We start from the raw sequence: 18,826 nt of genomic DNA on the forward strand, positions 1-18,826 counted from the left end.
TATACCGTCTTGCGCGTACATGGCGAGTGCCGTACCGGCCTCTTTCCATGGAAGCAGAACCGACTATCGAAGCGCGCCGCGCCCGCGCCAAATTCCGCGCATGGCACCGCGGAACGCGCGAGGCGGATTACATGATCGGCGGATTCTTCGACCGCTACGCAAGCGAGTGGTCGGAAAGCGAACTCGCATGGTTCGAAGCCTTGCTCGAAGAAGACGATGTCGACGTCATGGCCTGGGCGCTGAAGACCGCACCGGTCCCGCCTGCCCTGGATGGCGAGCAGATCGCGCTTATGCAACGCCTCGATTACGTCACGATCGGGCCTGCCGCCAGCAATCGAGCTGCAGGCGAAGCTGCCTCGAAATAGGATTTATCGCCGGCAGGAAACCGTCCGGCGGATCAAACGCTGTTAGGGACTGATGCCGGATTTCTCCAAGATACTGTCCGCACGCAAGCCGCTGACCCTCGCCCGCGTGGTGAAGGGTTCGCAGCCGCTCGTCATGGCCGATCTCGCCCGGGCTGCAAAGGGCCGTGCCGTATTCATCGCGCCGGACGAAGCAGCGATGCGCAGCGTCGCGGATGCCGCGCAGTATTTCGCGCCCGAACTCGAGATCGTCGAGTTTCCGGCATGGGACTGCCTTCCCTACGACCGCGCAAGCCCTGCCCTGTCGATCAGCGCGCGGCGGCTGTCGGCCCTGCACCGGCTGCAGGTCGGAAAATCGGGCGCGCAGTTGCTCGTCACGACGGTCAACGCCGTTCTCCAGCGCGTGCTCACGCCCTTCCGCATTCGCGAAAGCGTGCGCGAGTTCAAGCCGGGCATCGAGATCGGGCGCGAAAGCCTCGCCGCCCTGCTCCAGCGGCAAGGTTATTCGCGCAGCGACACGGTAATCGACGCCGGCGAATACGCGATCCGCGGTTCGATCGTCGATATCTTCCCAAGCGGCCTGGAGGAGGGACTGCGGCTCGACTTCTTCGGCGACGAGCTCGAAAGCCTGCGCACCTTCGATCCTGCGACGCAGATGAGCACCGGCATCCGCAAGTCGCATCTGCTGCTGCCGGCCAGCGAAGCGCTGCTCGACGACGACAGCATCAAGCGGTTCCGCAGCCGCTACCGCGAGAAATTCGGCGCGAACGCCACCCAAGACCCGCTCTATCAGGCGGTCAGCGAAGGCCGCCGCCAAGCCGGAATGGAGCACTGGCTCCCGCTGTTCGAAGACAAGATGGCGACGCTGTTCGACTACCTCGGCGACGGCGATGTTACGGTCATCGATCAGGCCGCAATCCAGGTGGGCCGCGACCGGCTGTCGGACATTGCCGACTTCCGCGCCGCACGGACCGATACCGCGAGCCAGTCGGCGGGCAGCTACCGCCCCCTCCCCAAGGACGCGCTGTATTTTTCTGAAGACGAATACAACGAGGCGCTAACGGACGTCCCGATCCACCGTAGCGTCATCTTCGACCAGCCGGACAGCGAAGGGTCGCTCGATTTCGGCTTCTCTTCCGCGCGCGACTTTGCGCCCGAACGCGGCCGCGGCGAGAATGTCTACGAAGCAGCGGCCGCGCACCTTCAGAGCGTCGCCAAGTCGAGCAAGCGCCCTCTCTTCGCCGCCTATTCGAAAGGCAGCCGGGCGCGGATCGCCTCGATCCTGTCCGAGGCGGGCCTCAAAACGGTCACCGCAGAAAGCTGGCAGGAAGGACTCGGCGCGTCCAAGAACGGGCAGACCGCCGTGCTGGTGGTGCCGCTCGACACCGGCTTCGCCAACGACGAACTCGAACTGCTGACCGAGCAGGACGTGCTCGGCGACCGGCTCGTCCGCCGCCAGAAACGCAAGAAGAGCGCCGACGCTTTCCTCGCCGAACTTAGCGCGCTCGCGACCGGCGATCTCGTTGTCCATACCGATCACGGCATCGGGAAATACCTAGGCCTCGAACCGATCAAGACCGGCAAGAGCGAGCACGACTGCGTAATGCTGGAATACGCAGGCGGCGACAAACTCTACATTCCGGTCGAGAACATCGACGTCCTGTCGCGCTACGGCAGCAGTGAGGAAGCCGTGCGGCTCGACCGGCTGGGCGGCGAGGCATGGCAGCGCCGCCGCGCGCAACTCAAGGAACGCATTCAGGCGATCGCGGGCGAACTCATGCAGACCGCGGCCGCACGCGCCTTGCGCAAGGCCCCCGCCCTCGAAGCCGAGGAAGGCCCCTACAATCAGTTCGTGGACCGCTTCCCCTGGGCCGAAACCGACGATCAGGACCGCGCCATCGCCGACGTGCTGCGGGACCTCGAAAGCGGTAATCCGATGGACCGCCTCGTGTGCGGCGACGTCGGCTTCGGCAAGACCGAAGTAGCGCTGCGCGCCGCATTCGTCGCGGCCATGAACGGCAAGCAGGTCGCGGTCATCGCGCCGACCACGCTGCTCGCGCGGCAGCACTACACCAATTTCAGCGAACGCTTCGCTGGCTTTCCGCTCAAGGTAGGGCGGCTCTCGCGGCTGGTCCCGTCGAAGGAGATGAAGGAAACGCGCGAGGCACTTACCAGCGGCGACATGGACATCGTCATCGGCACGCACGCGATCCTGTCCAAATCGACCCAGTTCAAGGATCTCGGCCTCGTGATCGTCGACGAGGAACAGCGCTTCGGCGTCACCCACAAGGAGAAGCTGAAGCAATTGCGCGCCGACGTTCACATGCTCACGCTGACCGCGACGCCCATCCCGCGCACGTTGCAGATGGCGATGACCGGCCTGCGTGAACTCTCCACCATCCAGACGCCGCCGGTCGACCGGCTTGCTGTGCGCACCTACGTCAGCGAGTGGGACGACATGGTGATCCGCGAAGCGCTGCTGCGCGAGCATCATCGCGGCGGACAGAGCTTCATAGTGGTGCCGCGCATCGCGGACATGGAAGAGCTGGAGGAATGGCTGAAGGAGAACGTGCCCGAGGTTAAGTTCGTGACGGCGCACGGACAAATGGGCGCGTCCGAAGTCGAAGAGCGCATGGGCGCCTTCTACGAGCGCAAGTTCGATGTTCTTCTGTCCACGACAATCGTCGAAAGCGGACTCGATATTCCGAGTGCGAACACGATCATCATCCACCGCGCCGACCGCTTCGGTCTCGCCCAGCTTTACCAGCTTCGCGGCCGGGTCGGGCGGAGCAAGCTGCGCGCCTACGCCTACCTCACCTACCCCGCCGACACGGCGCTGTCCGAAGTCGCTGAAAAGCGCCTCAAAGTGCTGAGCGATCTCGATACGCTCGGCGCTGGCTTCCAGCTCGCCAGCCACGATCTCGACATTCGCGGGGCAGGCAACCTCCTCGGCGACGAGCAGTCGGGCCACATCCGCGAAGTCGGTTTCGAACTCTACCAGTCGATGCTGGAGGACGCGATCCTCGCAGCCAAGGCCGGCAATGCCGGCCTCGAAAAGGACCGCAGCAATCTCAGCCCGCAGATTACCGTCGACGCGCCGATCATGATCCCCGAGGACTACGTCCCGGACTTGGCAGTGCGAATGGCGCTGTACCGGCGGCTCAACGATGCGTCGAGCAAGTCGGAGATCGAGGCGCTCGCAGCGGAAATCATCGACAGGTTCGGCCCCCTGCCCGATGCGACCTCGAACCTAGTGAGGCTGATCGAGATCAAGCACCAGGCGATCGAGGCAAACATCGCCAAGATCGATGTCGGCAATGCCGGAACGCTGGTCACTTTCCACGAAGACAATTTCCCCGACGGACCCGGCCTCATTGCCTATGTCGACCGGCTAAAGGGTACCGCCAAGCTGCGGCCCGACATGAAGCTGGTGATCAGCCGCGCCTGGAACGATCCGCAATCGCGTCTGAACGGCCTGTTCCAGTTGACCAAGGGATTGAGCCGCATCGCGCGCAAGGCTGACAAGGAAGAGAAAGCTGCGGCCTGATCGCTCGCCGCTGCTTGGCGGTAAGCTTAACCCAGCGCGGCGAATTCGAACGCAGTCATCGGCTTCGAGCGCAGGAAGCCTTGGTAATAGGCACATCCCTCGCGTGCGATGAGGTCGCGCTGTGCCTCATTTTCCACACCCTCCGCCAGAACCGAGAGGTCGAGTGCCTGCGCCATGGCGAGAATGGCGCGAAACACGCTCAAATCGCGCTGGTCGTTCAGGATGCCATCAATCATCGAGCGGTCGAGCTTCAGCAGGTCGATCGGCAGCACCTTCAAGTAACGGAAATTGCAGAAACCGGCTCCGAAATCGTCGAGGGCCAGGTTCACCCCCTGCGCTTTCAGTGCCTCAAGCGTCGTGGCGACCTGATCGAGATCGGCGAGCAGCATCTGCTCGGTAATTTCCAGCGTCAGCCGATCGGGCGAAAACCCGCTTTCGCCAAGCATCGAAAGGAAGTCGCGCGCAAAGTTGGCGGAGGCGAGATCTGTCGGCGTGATATTGAGCGAGAGGCGTAAACTGGACGGCCAACTCGACGCTTCGCTGAGCGCCTTTTCGGACAGGTGCCGCGATAGCTGCGCCACGTGATCGGCCCGCTCGGCGAGAGTGAAGAGCGTTGCCGCCCCGACCAGTCCGAGCTTTCCGTGCTGCCACCGAGCAAGCGCTTCCGCCCCGATCAGCCTGTCGCCCTCCACCGCATATTGCGGCTGATAGACGATCTCGATCTCGTCGCGGTCGATCGCGGCGATCAGGTCCGCTTCGAGCTGCGCGTTGCTTCGCCCGTGAAGGGGCATGACCCCGTTCACCCAGGCGATGCGCCGGGCCTGCCCCTCGAAGGATTCGGCGAAAGCCCCCGCAAGCCGGTCGAGTATAGCGCCCGACGTCTCACCCTCCGCCCGTAGCAGCGTGATGCGCGGCCACAGGCGCGCAGTTCCGTCTCCGCCGATATTCTTGACCGGAAGGGCGACAGCATCGGCCAGCGCTTCCGCCAGCCATTGCCAGCGTTCGCGGCTGCACCGCTCGAGCGAGGCAACGAGGAAATTGCCGCCGCTGATCCGTGCCGCGATCCAGCCGCCCGCGGAAAGCTCGTCGTCCGCGAAATGGGTAATGCGCCGCGCCGTTTCGATAAGTGCGCCGTCGCCCGCGCTTTCGCCGTAAGCGACGTTGACTGTATCGATCCTCTGTAGCGAGACCATCATCGCATGGATGATCGTGCTCGACCCGCGCCGCGCTGCATTCGCCTGCCAAGCCGCAAGCGTCGCATGGACGTCGTCCGCGTTTGCCAGTCCGGTCAGAGGATCGCGCAGTCCGCCCTCCATAGGAATCGGTTTGGTTGCCAAATGACCCTCTTTTTGGCGCCACCAACCCCTCCGCCGGTAATGCGCGCTGCCAGCAATACTCCCAAGCGCGTTGCCAAACAAGCTGGTGAAATCTACGTGTCCCGGCGCAGCGGTGCCGCTTTGGCACGGGTAGCGGGAGAACAAGGCGCACCATGACCCAGAGGTTCGACAAGCTCGCACTGCTCGTGTCCGATACGGAACGGGCGCAGGAGGCAGCACGCGAACTTCGTGAAATCCATCCTTGGGTCGATGTGGAAGAGGCCGATGCCGCCGTCGTCCTGGGCGGCGACGGCTTCATGCTTCACACACTCCATGCAATGCTTACCGGCCGCCGGGTAATCCCGGTCTACGGCATGAACCTCGGCACCGTCGGTTTCCTGATGAACCGCTTCCGCGAGCCCGCCAAGCTGCTGCGCCGGCTCGAGCGCGCCCGCGCCGTAGACATCGCGCCGCTGTGGATGGAAGCCACGACGCAGGACGGCAACACCCATTCGCACTCGGCAATCAACGAAGTGTCGCTGCTGCGCGAGACGCGGCAGACGGCCAAGATCGCGATCGAGGTCGACGACCGGGTGCGGATCAAAGAACTGGTCTGCGACGGCATCCTGCTCGCGACGCCTGCCGGATCGACCGCCTACAACCTTTCCGCCAACGGCCCGATCCTGCCGCTGGATTCGCAGTTGCTTGCACTGACCCCGATCAGCGCCTTCCGTCCCCGGCGCTGGCGCGGCGCGATCTTGCCCGACCGCTCGCGCGTGACCCTGCGCGTGCTGGAACCCGACAAGCGCCCCGTCTCCGTGGTCGCCGACCAGAAAGAAGTGCGCGATGTCGCCGAGGTCACGATCGCCATCTCGCGCGAACGGGCATTGCAGTTGCTGTTCGATCCGGGACACGCGCTGGACGAACGCATCGTGGCCGAACAATTCATGGTGTGACCGGCACGGCACGCGGACGCTGGGATCATTTTTGCAATCGAGCGCTTGCCAAAGGCGCATGCGCTTCATATAGGCGCACCCCTGAAGCGAGGCTGTTCCCCGATAGCTCAGCGGTAGAGTAGGTGACTGTTAATCACTTGGTCGTTGGTTCGAATCCAACTCGGGGAGCCACGCTTTCAATAAGTTAGCCGATACCTACCGCAGAACAAGGTAACGTATAGGTAACATCGATGCCGATCCTTCCTGATGCGTTTGACCTAAATTCTTTCGCAAATGCTCTATCCAGATTGAGAGAGCAAGAGGCTCGCTAATTCGCTACAGTTAGCTGTCGATGCTTGCTCATGCGGACCTAGTTTGCGTTCACGATTTGCTCGCTGAACTGGCCAAAGATAACCACAGTCATTCAGTAGAGCCGAGCACATCATTCAGCCAGTCGGTTCGAGGGGCCTGCCTCCATCAAGCAACATCGCTCTACGTCCGCTCTACCGAGAGCGGAGGTCAGAGGCGTAGTCTTCAAGTCAGGCAACCTTTATCTCGGGAGGAACTCGAACTTCACAAAAAGTTTGTCGATTTACGCAGAAAGGCAATTGCTCACTTCGATCGTGGGAAGACTTTCGACGGGAAATTGTGGGCAGATGAACGCATCGTCTTAACAGTTGAGGCTGATGACCGCGCATCACTTCGCGTGCCGATAAGGCGAGTGATATTGAAGGGGGCACTAGAAATTGGCTTCCAGGCGCTCGCAAACAAAGTCCTTTATCTAGCAGAGGACATCCGCAAGGAGCGCATAGTGCGGGCACAAGAAGACGTGTTTTCCTTCACGGAGGAATTTCCCGACCAATGTCGCGATTTAAGAAAGCATACCCTCGATACCCTCGCGTTTTTCGGTACCAGGGAACAAGCTACCAATTTTCTCACTGGCGCGACGATCACAAATCCGGCCTCCATACACATCGAATACGACTAATTAAGCGGCTAGAATTGTGGTTCCTCTCAATAAAAAGTTAACTCTCGACTGGGTTGATATGCGCGCCCCTATGGCCACAAGTCTGGCAGCACTTTCGGTGTTCCACCGCTCATGCGGTTTTTGACCGTATCTAAGTTTCGATCGACCATGATCTGCACTGCTAGAAAAGAAACTGACAATGCCAGAGGATATAGACACGAAAACCATTCACACTTCCGATGGTGCGGAGAGTGATAAAGGACCGCGCAAGCCCTCGACTTCCAAATTGCCTGATCCGGCAAAAGATAAGCCTGCAAAGGATGGCGATAAGAAACGCTAACGGCTTCAGAAATGTGCGGCGGAATTTGCGTCACTATCCAAACAACTGACCCGATAAGTACAGCAGGCATTCATGCTCAATCGCCTTGGCGGCGCCACACCTCGTATCCAGCAGCATGTCCCACCTTTCGATAGGACGCCAATAGCGGGTCAAAGGCAGGGTCCCGTTGCAAAAAAGCGAGATAATCGAACGTTAACCCCTCGAAGTAGCTTTTTTCGCGCCTGACATCGACGAACAGTAGTTCCGGCCGGTTCCGCGCGATATCCTCGATTATCGCCGTGCGTGCGCGGAACAGTATGTCATCGAACCTCGCGCATTGTTGCGGCTCGCGGGGGCAATCCGCCTGGGCAAGGCCCACCATTGCGCCGGGGATGTACCATTGTGCGGGGAACCGACTTGACCAGCGGGCCTGCACTTCGTTAATAAAGGGAAACGAGGCAAAGACATTACTAGATAGCACCAAGACCGGCATGTCAGGTCGCTCGATGAAGGGCGCAAAGGCTGCGGTGGTAGGCGCACGATAGGGGCCAAGTTCGACCTGGCGCCCCAAGGTGAGCACCAAAACGACAATCGCCAATGCTCCCACCAACATGTCGCGCCGGACAAATGCTCCCCTTGCCCAAAACAGCCAAACGCTGCCTAGCATGAGCAGGAACGAGAAGGGCAGGACATGGTAATTCCATCCCTTGAACTGCAGAAGGTAGGCCATCAGCGCGCCAGCTATTGCACCTTGCAGACGCAGTGATATGCCATCCGCTAACTTCCCCCGGCAGCAACACAGAGCCACAAAACACAGTAGCGCGAACATTTCCCGGCGCAGCAGCACCTGTACCCAGCCACCGCCATAGCTGCTATAAACCTGCGTCGCCACCGGTACGATCTGCGACAGATATTCCGGATGTACTGCCGCGATGAAAACGGCATAAGCGACCAGCATTGTGCCCAGCGTCAGATTGGCGGGATCAATCATACGAGAGAACAGGTCCCTCAACGGGGCAACGAGCACGATTAGCGCCGGGATAAGCAGGAAATGAGGCTTCAGCGCCAAGCCTATCGCAGCCACAGCGCCTAGCGCTATCCGCTCCGCCAGCTTTATAGGCGCCCCTCTATCGCCAAGGATCAGGTAATAAAGATAAGGCAAGGCCAGAATTAGCATAATATGTTCGCGCTGCCCGAACTCGCGCACCGGCATCACGAACACGCCTGCTATCCCGCCGATCAGCAGCGCCATCTGGGCTCCGGTGGACAAATTGGCCCGCAACACGATGCGCATCAGCCACAGCGACGAAGCGCCCGATAAAACCACCGTGTAAAGGTAGAAGCCCGTGGTCGGAGCAAGACCCACCGAGCCGGCAAAATACAGCGCTGGGGCAGTGAGATAAAAGGCGAGCGGCGGATTGATTTCAATGATGCCGACGTAAAGCCGTTCGCCATCCAACCACATGCGTGTAGCCACTAGATACCAACTGCTATCGTGATTGAGAGAGAATTGCGGATAAAACAGTGCGGCAACCACCATTGTCGCTATTACTAGGGCGATATACCTGTAAGATTCCGTTAACCAAATCAAACTATCGATCCTTACTGTGACTAAATCACTTCGACGAAGATATACGGACGAATTCACCAAGTTGTTAAAGGATCTTCCTTGAGGCATAAGTATCTCAGTCTCGTTGTCCCCGTCTTCAACGAGGCCGACGTGATCCCGATCTTTCTGAAGCGGATGAATGAAATTCGCTCGCAGGTGCTGGACTCGCTCGGCGCGAATTCATCCATGGAACTCGTCTTCATCAACGATGGTAGTTCGGACGGCTCAAGGCAGGTCATCGAGGCCTTTGCAACGCAGGACACGAGCATTAAGCTGGTCAATCTTTCCCGCAATTTCGGCAAGGAGGCGGCTTTGTCTGCAGGCCTGCACTATTCACAGGGCGATGCGGTAGTGCCGTTGGATGTCGATCTGCAGGATCCGCCAGAAATCATGCTGGCCCTGATCCGCGAATGGCAGGCCGGGGCACAGGTGGTCAACGCCAGACGCACCGACCGCAGCCGAGATGGCCTGTTCAAGCGGTGCAGCGCGAAAGTATTTTACTGGCTGCTGCGCCGAATATCCGACCACCCCGTGCATGAGCATGTTGGTGATTTCCGTCTGTTGGACCGCAAGGCAGTGGATGTTCTCAACCAAATGAGCGAGAATACTCGGTTCAACAAGGGCCTGTTTTCATGGATCGGGTTTCGTGTCGCGACGGTAGAGTATGCCCGGCCTGAACGCGCTGCCGGATCGACGAAGTGGACCTTCCCCAGATTATGGGCGCTTGCCGCTGATGGTATTACCACGTCAAGCACCCTCCCGCTTCGTATCTGGACCTATATTGGCGGACTAATCGCTCTGCTTTCAATGGGTTACGCCACATGGCTGGTGATCTACACTTTCACCACCGGCATCGATACGCCCGGTTATGCCTCGACCATGGTGGCGGTGCTAATGTTAGGCGGGCTTAACCTGCTGAGCCTCGGGCTGATTGGTGAATATCTCGGGCGCGTGGCCATCGAGGTGCGTGGCCGGCCGCTGTTCATCGTCGAATCCACTAGGGGTTTGTGAGTTGGACCGCGACGTTTATCGGGTCATGGCGGCGACCGAAAACCGCCATTGGTGGTTCGTGGGCAGGCGCGCCATCATCCGCTCACTGATCGAAACCCATGTTGGTCAACGGAAGAACCTGCACATTCTGGAAGCGGGTTGCGGTACCGGCGGCAATCTGGCGCTGCTAGAACAGTTCGGACAAGTGGCCGCCTTCGAGCACGACGACGATGCCCGCCAGCACGCAAAGGCTGCAACCGGGGTGGATGTCGTGCCCGGATCGCTGCCCGACGGCATAGACCATATTGCAGGCACGTTCGACTTGATCGGCCTGTTCGATGTGCTCGAACACGTTGAACACGATCGCGCCGCTATCCGTGCGCTGGCTGCCCGGCTAGCCGAAGATGGCACTTTGATCATCACCGTTCCCGCCTTACCATTTTTATGGTCGGACCATGACCGGCTACACCATCACCACCGTCGCTATACCCGCTGGCAATTTACCGAAACGCTAGAATCGGCCGGATTACGGGTGGACTATATCAGCTACTTCAACAGCCTGCTTTTTCCCGCTGCGCTGCTGCAGCGATTAGCAAGCCGGTTTTCGCGAGGCGCGGCGAAGGATGGCAGCGCAGTCCCGCCCGCTCCTATCAACTGGCTGCTGACCCGGATTTTCGCGGCGGAGCGCCGGTTGCTACAATGGGGCGGCCTACCTATCGGCCTGTCGCTGTGCGCGGTATGCCGCCCCGCCTCCAAATGACCCAGCAAAATTTCGCCGCCACCGCGCGCGAAGCTATGCGGTTCGGCGCGGTGGGGGTGTGCGCGACGCTGACCTATGTAGCGGTAAGTATGCTAGCTAACCGGGTCGGTTGGCCAACCTACGCCTGTTCGACGATAGCCTATGTTGCCAGCGCCGTGGTTTCTTATTTTGGGCACGGGGTCTTCACCTTCCGCTCTACCGCGCCACACCGCGAGAAGGGGCTGCGTTTTTTGGCCGTGAGCGTACTCGTCTATGCCTTGACCAACCTAATAGTTTTTATCGTCATGGATTTTTTTCAGCAAAGCTTCCTGACATCAACCTTCATAATCGCCCTATGCATACCGCTGCTGATATGGATCGTGTCACGCACATGGGTTTTCGGCTCGGCACAGTGAACACGCCAGCTTATTTTCACCAATAATCATTGGCGGCACCCGATGCCAACTGCCCGCCCGCGTTCAGCCTCAATGGCAGGTGAGCAGAAATAAGACCATTTGAACATTCATCATTTCCACCTTCTTTATAAGAAAACAGGTTAATTCGGAGTGTAGTGCGTATCCAACTCGGGGAGCCACGTTCTTCTTGCCATCTGCATGTCGTGGCTCGATTTTTCGGCGCAAGAACGACGTTCCGATAACGGAAAGGGTTGTTTCGCTCCCTCCGCTGTGTCTAGCGTTTCCTGATGATAGATTTTTGTATTGGCGGTGCGCCGAAGTGCGCCACGACGGCGGTTGCCAATTATCTCGGCCAGCATCCCGGCGTGTTCTTTTCATCGCCGAAGGAGCCGTATTTCTACGCATCCGAAGCACTCGACAGAAAAGTTATGGGCCCGCGAATGTCGCGATCGGAATACACCGCGCTATTCGCACAAAAGGTGGAGGATCAGGTCGCGGGCGAAGGCTCGACCTACTATCTCCATCTGGCCGAACACGTCGCCCCGTTGATGGCGGCCGACAACCCAGATTTGAAACTGATCTTCTGCCTGCGCGACCCGGTCGAACGGGCAAGGTCGCATTATAACTATTCGTTCAGCCGGATGGGTCCTTACATGCCCAATGGGGCGGGAAATCCCATGTCGTTTTCGGAATTCATCCGCGACGAAAAGATGTTCGAAATGGGAAATTACGCCGACCACCTGCCCACTTTTTTCGACATATTCGGCCGGGACCGTGTGCTCGTCGTATTTTTCGGCGATATAAGAGAGAACCGCTCGAAAGTCCTGTCGGATATATGCGAGCACATCGGAGTTGATCCGCGGTTCGAATATCGCAAACCCGAGACGACGAACCTGACGAAATATCCGAAATATCATCGAACTATTCGCGGGTTCGATCGAATATTCAGCCTTGCCTATCCCCACCTTCCGGCTCGGGCGCGCAATGCGATCCTTCTGAAGCGCCGAGAACTTCTCTTTGCCGTCGATGGCGACAAATATGAACTGACCGAGGAAGAGCGTGCCGACGCTTATGAACTTTATCGTCCATCCGTAGAAAAGCTACAGTCGATGCTCGACCGAGACCTGTCGGGGTGGCTCGGAGCCGATAGAACGGACAGAACCTAGAACTGCGACGCGCCAAGTGATGAGTGATGAACACCTCCGGCAAAAGTTCGTCAGGTACCGGTCAAAAGTCGCCCGCCTACCCAGATCGTCAGTGCAGCGGTAAGCCACCTGATCCAGCTTACCGGCAGGAAGCGGACGGCGAGCAGGCTGCCGATCTGACCGCCGATCGCTACGGCTATCAGCATCGGCAGACCAAAAGATACGGCAGCGGCAAAACGCTCCGGGCCGCCTTTCAGAAGCTGGCCGGCGAGACCGAACAGCGAATTGACGAGGATGAACAGGCTCGCCGTCGCGGCGATCGACCGTGCATTTCTCCAGCGGACCAGATGCAGCAGCGGAGCCAGGAATATGCCTCCGCCGATGCCCACCAGACCCGCGAGATAGCCCAGCGGCACCGCAGCGAAAGGCATTGCCTTGGCGCCCCAGCCCGCACCCTCGGGAGCATCTTCCGCCTCGCGGTTTCGGAAGGGCACGAGGAGCGTCACGCCGGTAAGCACCAAGCTCGCGCCGAGCAGCAGCAAAAATGCGGCCTGATTGATGGGAGTCAGACCGCCAAGGAATGCCGCTGGCGCGGCCAGTCCCGTCAGCAGGATCGCTCCGCGCCACGGCGTAACGCCCGCGCGTGCGAAGCGGATCGTGCTGCCCGTGACCACCACGATGTTGCAGGCGAGCGAGATCAGCGGGAGAACGCGGTAATCTATCCCCGACAGCGCCAGCAGAGCGCTGTAGGTCGAGCCGCCTCCGAAGCCCACCGCTGCGTAAAGTAAAGCGGTGAGGAAGAACGCGGCTGCGAGCCAGATCACGCTCTTGTCCCGGCGAGCCTACTCAAACTGTGCACACTTACTCGGCCAGCGCCTTGCTTCCCACTGCACCGTGGCAATGCTTGTACTTGCTACCCGAACCGCAGGGGCACGGAGCGTTGCGGCTGATTTCCTGGTCGGAGTAAGGATTGTCTGCGTTGCGCCCGCCGGGGCTGGCGGCGGCGCGCGGGCTGCCGGCAAGCGATCCGAACAGATCGGCACGGCGTTCGGAGCCGTCGCCGTCGTTGCTGTTGTCGATGCCGGTAAGCGGATCGATGTGACCGGTGAGGAAATCGGGAAGGTCGGGCAGCTTCTCCATCCGGATCGGCTCCGGCTGGTTGATCTGGACCTTCATCAGTTCGCCGGTTGTGTCTTCGCGCAACGTATCCAGCATCCGCTCGAACAGGCTGAAGGCTTCCTGCTTGTACTCGTTGATCGGCTGCTTCTGCGCATGCGCACGGAGCCACACCACCTGGCGCAGCGCATCGAGCGTGGAGAGATGTTCCTTCCAGTGGTGATCGAGACGGCGCAGGAGCAAACTCTTTTCGAACTGCCGCCAGCGGCCTTCGTCCACCATGGCGACCTTCGCATTCATCTCGTCCTCGACGATGGCCGCAATGCGCTCTTCGATCATTTCCGGCTCGACCGAGTCTTCCTCGATCCAGTCATTGATCGGCGGTTGGATGCCGAGCACCTCGTCAAGGCGCGTCTTGAGGCCCTCAATGTCCCACTGTTCGGGATAGGACCCAGGGGGGCAGGCTTCGACCACCATCGCGGCGATCGCGTCCGAACGCATCGACAGGACGACATCGTCGACCTGCTCACTGTCCATGATTTCGGCGCGCTGCTCGTAGATGACCTTGCGCTGGTCGTTCATGACGTCGTCGTATTCCACGACCTGCTTGCGCATTTCGTAGTTGCGCGATTCGACCTTGCGCTGCGCGGTTTCGATCGCCTTCGACAACCATTTGGAGCCGATCGCCTCGCCGTCTTCGAGGTTGGAATTCATCATCTTCGAGAACAGCGTGTCGGGTCCGAAGATGCGCAGCAGATCGTCTTCGAGGCAGAGGTAGAAGCGCGAGAGACCGGGGTCGCCCTGCCGGCCCGAACGGCCGCGGAGCTGGTTGTCGATCCGGCGGCTTTCGTGCCGCTCCGTACCGAGCACGAACAGTCCGCCCGCGTCGAGAACCTGCTGCTTTTCGGCGGCGATCTCGTCTTTGATCTTCGCGACCGCTGCGTCGCGCTCGTCACCTTCGGGCAGGTGCGAAAGCTCTTCCTCAAGCCGGAACTCGAGGTTGCCGCCGAGCTGGATGTCGGTTCCGCGTCCGGCCATGTTGGTGGCGATCGTCACCGCTCCGAGCCGTCCGGCCTGTGCGACAATATGCGCCTCTTGCTCGTGGTGGCGCGCGTTGAGGACGGCGTGCTTCACGCCTTCCTGATCGAGGAAGTTCGAGAGCAGCTCGGACTTTTCGATCGAGACCGTACCGACCAGCACCGGCTGCCCGGTCGCGTTCTTCTCGGCGATGGCCTTGGCGATGGCCTGGAACTTGTCCTTGGTATTCTTGAAGAACTGGTCGTCCTCGTCGATCCGCTGCACCGGCAGGTTGGTCGGTATGGTGACCACGTTCATCTTGTAGATTTCCCAGAACTCGGCCGCTTCCGTGGCGGCGGTACCGGTCATGCCCGACAGCTTGGGATACATGCGGAAATAGTTCTGGAAAGTGATCGAAGCCATCGTCTGGTTTTCCGGCTCGATCTTCACGCCTTCCTTGGCCTCGGCCGCTTGGTGCAGACCATTGGACCAGCGGCGCCCCTCCATCATGCGGCCGGTGAACTCGTCGATGATGACGACCTTGTCGTCCTTCACGATGTAGTCGGTGTCGCGCTTGAACATGTGGACCGCGCGCAGCGCTTGGTCGAGGTGATGGACAACCTGCGTGTTCTCGACGTCGTAGAGGTTGTCCGTCTCGAGAAGCCCCTTTTCGGCGAGCAGTTTCTCGACTTCCTCGATCCCGTCTTCGGTGAGCGAGATCTGCTTTGTCTTCTCGTCCTTGTCGTACCAGTCTTCGGGAATGGTCTTCACCACCTCGTCGATCTGGACGTAGAGTTCCGCCTTGTCTTCGGTCGGACCCGAAATGATCAGCGGCGTCCGCGCCTCGTCGATAAGGATCGAGTCGACCTCGTCGACGATCGCGAAATTGAAGGGACGCTGCACCATGTCCGCGCGGCTGTGCTTCATGTTGTCGCGCAGATAGTCGAAGCCGAACTCGTTGTTCGTGCCGTAGGTGATGTCAGCGTTGTAGGCCTCGCGGCGCGCATGCTCCGGAAGATTCGGAATAATGACGCCGACCGTCAGGCCAAGGAACTTGTAGATGCGGCCCATCCACTCCGCGTCGCGCGGGGCGAGATAATCGTTCACGGTCACGACGTGGACGCCCTTGCCCTCAATTGCGTTAAGATAGGTCGCCAGCGTCGCGACCAGAGTCTTGCCCTCGCCGGTCCGCATCTCTGCGATCTCTCCGCGGTGAAGGACGATGCCGCCAATCATCTGCACGTCGAAATGCCGCATGCCGAGTACGCGCGAGGATGCCTCGCGGACGGTGGCGAAAGCTTCGGGCAGGATGTCGTCCAGGGTCTTGCCGTCCGCCAGAAGGTCGCGGAACTTGTCGGTCTGCGCAGCGAGTTCTTCGTCGGACAGCGACTGGATCTGTTCTTCCAAACCGTTGATCTGGTTGACGATCTTGCCCATCGAACGAACGTAGCGATCGTTCGAGGAGCCGAACATGGACTTGAAAATAGCGTTCATCATGGTGAAGCGTGCCTTTCCGGCGCGTATGAAATGGAGGTTGCGGACCGCTGCTCTCGCCGAGAGAACGCGGAGAAAAGCCAGCCTCGGCCAGCTATCGGAAATGAACGGAAGCGCGCTATTCGAAAGCGCGGTCGGGGCCGAACTGTACCGTCGGAAGGAAGATCGTCACCGGCCTGGCGGGACGGCAAACGTCGTTCTGCCGCTCGATCTTCAGGGGATTTTTCGATGGCTTCGTGCAGACACAGTCCTGTCCGCGCTGAATGGCTGAAGCCTTCCCGTCGTTAGACAGATGCGCGGTCAGCGTTTCGACGAACTGCGCCTGCGCCGGTACGCCGGCCGCGGTAAGGCCGGTCAATAGGGCAAGGCAGGTGAGCAGCCGCTTGAGCATCGTGGGCGGGTGTGTATCACGCAAGAGATTAATGGTCCATATATACTGATGCACAGCCTTGTTTACCGCGCAAGCTTCGCAACTTATGGCACTGGTCCATGGACCTCGCCCGCTCGCCGCTCGCTCGCCCCTTTCCCGATCTGCCAGGCATTGCAGGAGTAACCTGCCGGGTCGCCAATGCCCGCTACAAGGATTGGGACCGCGCCGACTTGACCTTCGTCGAACTGGCGGAAGGGACCAGTGTCGCCGGGCTTTTCACTAAAAGCGCCTGCGCCTCCACAGAGGTCGAGATGGGGCGCAAGCAGGTACCGGCTTCCGGCGCGCGTGCGCTGATCGTGAACGCCGGGAATTCCAACGCCTTCACCGGATACCGCGGACGCGAAGCGATCGAGCAAATCGTGGGACAAGTCTCCGCGCATCTGGGCTGTGAACCGGCTCAGGTGTTCGTATCCTCGACCGGCGTGATCGGCGTGCCGCTGCCGAAGGACAAGGCCTGTGCCGGGGTAGAGGCGGCGCTGAAAAGCGAGCCGGCCAGCTGGGAAGCGGCGACCCATGCGATCGGGACAACCGACACTTTCCCCAAGGCTGCGACCACCAGCGCGCTCGTCGGAGGCAAGACGGTTACGCTGGTCGGCATCATCAAGGGTTCGGGCATGATCGCGCCCGACATGGCGACGATGCTCGGCTACATCTTCACCGATGCGGCAGTCGAATCGCAGTTTCTGCAAGAGCTGCTGGCGCGCGCCAACGCCGAGACTTTCTCCTGCATCACGGTCGATGGCGACACGTCGACGAGCGATACCGTGCTCGCCTTCGCAACCGGCAAGGCGGGCGGAACACCGCTCGCGTCCTACGATGACGACGGTGCCGATGCGTTCGCCGCGGCGCTTACGGACCTATGCCGCCAGCTTGCCCAGCTTGTCGTGCGCGACGGCGAAGGAGCGAGCAAGTTCATCGAAATCGCGGTGACAGGAGCCGCCTCGAACGAAAGCGCGCACAGGATCGGGCTCGCCATCGCGAATTCCCCGCTCGTGAAGACGGCGATCGCCGGCGGCGATGCGAACTGGGGACGGATCGTCATGGCGGTCGGCAAGGCGGGCGAACCGGCAGACCGCGACCGCCTTTCGATCGGTTTCGGCGGAACTTGGGCGGCGAAGGACGGACAGCCGCTGCCCGATTACGACGAAGCGCCCGTGGCCGAATATCTGAAAGGCGACGAGGTGCGCATCGAAATCGATCTCGGCCTCGGAAGCGGGCGTGCTACGGTGTGGACCTGCGATCTGACGCACGGCTACATCGACATCAACGCGGATTACCGTTCGTGAGTGCTATTCTGGACCAAGCCATCCGCGCCCTGATGCAGAAGGCGAGCGAAGAGGCGATCATGCCGCACTACCGCGATCTCAATGCGGACGAGATCACCAACAAGGCCAGCGACGACGTCGTAACGGTCGCCGACCATGCCTCGGAGAAAATCCTGACCGAAGGGCTGGCGAAGCTCGAGCCCGGCATCGCCATCGTGGGCGAGGAGGCGTCATTCGCCGATCCGGGCGTGCTCGAAGGACTGAACGGCGATTGCTGGATCGTCGACCCGCTCGACGGGACGAACAATTTCGCGCTCGGGAAGCCGCCCTTCGGCATTCTGCTCGCCCGCGCGAGCGGCGGCGTCGCGCGTTCGGGCTGGATTTACGACTGCCTGACCGGGCGCTTCTGTTCGGTCCACGAAGGCGAAGGCGCCTTCCTCGATGGCGAACGCATTACCGCGCGGGAAAGCGGCGAAACCCCGCCCGTTGCGGCGATCTCCCTTGTCTTCATGCACGAGGAACAACGCGAAGCCGTGAAAGAGCGCGTCGCTCCGCATTACCGGCTCGTCGATATCCCGCGCTGCGCGGCGGAGCAATATCCGCGCCTGGCGCTCGGCATCAACGACGTCTCAATCTTCCAGCGTACGCTTGCATGGGACCATGCGGCCGGCGCGCTATGGCTCAACGAAGCGGGCGGAAAAGTCGCCCGACCGGACGGTTCGCCCTACCGCGTAAACGACGAGCGGACCGGAATGCTTGGCGCATCCAGTCCGCGTCTATGGGAAGAACTCGCCGCGCGCTGCGGCGATATCGGTTAAAGCTGCTGTTCGAGCCAGCCTTTGAGCTGGCTCTTGGGCGCTGCGCCCCGCATGTCGGCCACGATCTCGCCGTTCTTGTAAAGCGCGAGGTAGGGAATGCCCTGCACGCCCAGCTTGCCCGGCGTATCGGGATTTTCCATGATATCCATCTTCGCGATCGTGACCTTCTCGGACAGTTCGTCGCTGATTTCCTCCAGCGCCGGGCCAATCATTTTGCACGGGCCGCACCAGTCGGCCCAGAAATCGACGAGCACGGGCTTGTCGCTTTCGAGGACGTCGGACTGGAAGCTGGAATCGGTTACGGCGGTGGTGGCCATCGCGGCTCTCCTTCGGATTACTGT

16 protein-coding genes and 1 tRNA gene are annotated in these 18,826 nt (G+C 60.5%); 11 read left to right on the top strand and 6 right to left on the bottom strand.

Annotated features, from left to right (window positions below):
- Nucleotides 1-47 precede the first annotated feature (47 nt).
- Complete coding sequence (locus HUV48_RS04160) at nt 48-365, top strand: FAD assembly factor SdhE (RefSeq protein WP_176266475.1); 318 nt, start codon at nt 48-50, stop codon at nt 363-365.
- Nucleotides 366-417: 52 nt separating this feature from the next.
- The gene (mfd, locus tag HUV48_RS04165) at nt 418-3,909 is read left to right on the top strand and encodes a transcription-repair coupling factor (RefSeq protein ID WP_176266476.1); all 3,492 of its coding nucleotides are present in this window, start codon (nt 418-420) and stop codon (nt 3,907-3,909) included.
- 26 nt (nt 3,910-3,935) lie between these two features.
- Here mfd and HUV48_RS04170 read toward each other — a convergent pair whose 3' ends face one another.
- A complete protein-coding gene (locus tag HUV48_RS04170; protein WP_225871502.1) occupies nt 3,936-5,246 on the bottom strand; it encodes a GGDEF domain-containing phosphodiesterase in 1,311 nt (436 codons plus the stop codon).
- Nucleotides 5,247-5,398: 152 nt separating this feature from the next.
- Between HUV48_RS04170 and HUV48_RS04175 the strand changes: the two genes are divergently transcribed.
- The 3 genes from HUV48_RS04175 to HUV48_RS04185 all read left to right on the top strand — a co-directional run bounded on the left by HUV48_RS04175 (nt 5,399) and on the right by HUV48_RS04185 (nt 7,148).
- A complete protein-coding gene (locus HUV48_RS04175) occupies nt 5,399-6,181 on the top strand; it encodes an NAD kinase (protein WP_176266477.1) in 783 nt (260 codons plus the stop codon).
- Nucleotides 6,182-6,277: 96 nt separating this feature from the next.
- Nucleotides 6,278-6,352 (top strand) — tRNA-Asn (locus tag HUV48_RS04180).
- 196 nt (nt 6,353-6,548) lie between these two features.
- Nucleotides 6,549-7,148: a hypothetical protein gene (locus tag HUV48_RS04185; protein ID WP_176266478.1), complete on the top strand. Its 600-nt coding sequence runs from the start codon at nt 6,549-6,551 to the stop codon at nt 7,146-7,148.
- A 395-nt stretch (nt 7,149-7,543) separates the two neighbouring features.
- Here HUV48_RS04185 and HUV48_RS04190 read toward each other — a convergent pair whose 3' ends face one another.
- Entirely contained in the window at nt 7,544-9,037 is a 1,494-nt protein-coding gene (locus HUV48_RS04190) for a hypothetical protein (protein ID WP_217906658.1), read from the bottom strand.
- Between the two features lie 78 nt (nt 9,038-9,115).
- On the opposite strand from HUV48_RS04190, the gene HUV48_RS04195 reads away from it, so the two are divergent.
- The 4 genes from HUV48_RS04195 to HUV48_RS04210 all read left to right on the top strand — a co-directional run bounded on the left by HUV48_RS04195 (nt 9,116) and on the right by HUV48_RS04210 (nt 12,366).
- A complete protein-coding gene (locus HUV48_RS04195) occupies nt 9,116-10,066 on the top strand; it encodes a glycosyltransferase family 2 protein (RefSeq protein WP_217906659.1) in 951 nt (316 codons plus the stop codon).
- 1 nt (nt 10,067) lies between these two features.
- Complete coding sequence (locus tag HUV48_RS04200) at nt 10,068-10,805, top strand: class I SAM-dependent methyltransferase (RefSeq protein WP_176266480.1); 738 nt, start codon at nt 10,068-10,070, stop codon at nt 10,803-10,805.
- The gene (locus tag HUV48_RS04205; protein WP_176266481.1) at nt 10,802-11,200 is read left to right on the top strand and encodes a GtrA family protein; all 399 of its coding nucleotides are present in this window, start codon (nt 10,802-10,804) and stop codon (nt 11,198-11,200) included. Before HUV48_RS04200 ends, HUV48_RS04205 begins: the two co-directional genes overlap by 4 nt.
- 440 nt (nt 11,201-11,640) lie before the next feature.
- Nucleotides 11,641-12,366, top strand: a complete 726-nt coding sequence (locus HUV48_RS04210) for a sulfotransferase domain-containing protein (RefSeq protein ID WP_176266482.1) — start codon at nt 11,641-11,643, stop codon at nt 12,364-12,366.
- Nucleotides 12,367-12,416: 50 nt separating this feature from the next.
- Here the strand turns inward: HUV48_RS04210 and HUV48_RS04215 are convergent, their stop codons facing one another.
- The 3 genes from HUV48_RS04215 to HUV48_RS04225 all read right to left on the bottom strand — a co-directional run bounded on the left by HUV48_RS04215 (nt 12,417) and on the right by HUV48_RS04225 (nt 16,387).
- Entirely contained in the window at nt 12,417-13,169 is a 753-nt protein-coding gene (locus tag HUV48_RS04215; protein ID WP_176266483.1) for a sulfite exporter TauE/SafE family protein, read from the bottom strand.
- 37 nt (nt 13,170-13,206) lie between these two features.
- The gene (secA, locus tag HUV48_RS04220; protein WP_176266484.1) at nt 13,207-15,975 is read right to left on the bottom strand and encodes a preprotein translocase subunit SecA; all 2,769 of its coding nucleotides are present in this window, start codon (nt 15,973-15,975) and stop codon (nt 13,207-13,209) included.
- Nucleotides 15,976-16,090: 115 nt separating this feature from the next.
- Nucleotides 16,091-16,387, bottom strand: coding sequence for a hypothetical protein (locus HUV48_RS04225; protein ID WP_176266485.1), 297 nt, complete (start codon nt 16,385-16,387; stop codon nt 16,091-16,093).
- A 74-nt stretch (nt 16,388-16,461) separates the two neighbouring features.
- On the opposite strand from HUV48_RS04225, the gene argJ reads away from it, so the two are divergent.
- Together argJ and HUV48_RS04235 are read left to right on the top strand one after the other, a co-directional pair.
- Nucleotides 16,462-17,688, top strand: coding sequence for a bifunctional glutamate N-acetyltransferase/amino-acid acetyltransferase ArgJ (gene argJ, locus HUV48_RS04230; RefSeq protein ID WP_176266486.1), 1,227 nt, complete (start codon nt 16,462-16,464; stop codon nt 17,686-17,688).
- Nucleotides 17,685-18,485: an inositol monophosphatase family protein gene (locus HUV48_RS04235; RefSeq protein ID WP_318656038.1), complete on the top strand. Its 801-nt coding sequence runs from the start codon at nt 17,685-17,687 to the stop codon at nt 18,483-18,485. Before argJ ends, HUV48_RS04235 begins: the two co-directional genes overlap by 4 nt.
- Here HUV48_RS04235 and trxA read toward each other — a convergent pair.
- Nucleotides 18,482-18,802, bottom strand: coding sequence for a thioredoxin (trxA, locus tag HUV48_RS04240; RefSeq protein ID WP_176266487.1), 321 nt, complete (start codon nt 18,800-18,802; stop codon nt 18,482-18,484). The two genes, HUV48_RS04235 and trxA, sit on opposite strands and share 4 nt — an antisense overlap.
- Nucleotides 18,803-18,826: the final 24 nt, after the last annotated feature.

The organism is Qipengyuania atrilutea, from assembly GCF_013370205.1.
Classification (GTDB): domain Bacteria; phylum Pseudomonadota; class Alphaproteobacteria; order Sphingomonadales; family Sphingomonadaceae; genus Actirhodobacter; species Actirhodobacter atriluteus.

Coding starts and splice junctions, on each gene's coding strand:
- mfd (WP_176266476.1), top strand. CDS start 418: ATGCCGGATTTCTCCAAGATACTGTCCGCACGCAAGCCGCTGACCCTC.
- HUV48_RS04175 (WP_176266477.1), top strand. CDS start 5,399: ATGACCCAGAGGTTCGACAAGCTCGCACTGCTCGTGTCCGATACGGAA.
- argJ (WP_176266486.1), top strand. CDS start 16,462: ATGGACCTCGCCCGCTCGCCGCTCGCTCGCCCCTTTCCCGATCTGCCA.
- HUV48_RS04205 (WP_176266481.1), top strand. CDS start 10,802: ATGACCCAGCAAAATTTCGCCGCCACCGCGCGCGAAGCTATGCGGTTC.
- HUV48_RS04210 (WP_176266482.1), top strand. CDS start 11,641: ATGTCGCGATCGGAATACACCGCGCTATTCGCACAAAAGGTGGAGGAT.
- trxA (WP_176266487.1), bottom strand. CDS start 18,802: ATGGCCACCACCGCCGTAACCGATTCCAGCTTCCAGTCCGACGTCCTC.
- secA (WP_176266484.1), bottom strand. CDS start 15,975: ATGATGAACGCTATTTTCAAGTCCATGTTCGGCTCCTCGAACGATCGC.
- HUV48_RS04160 (WP_176266475.1), top strand. CDS start 48: ATGGAAGCAGAACCGACTATCGAAGCGCGCCGCGCCCGCGCCAAATTC.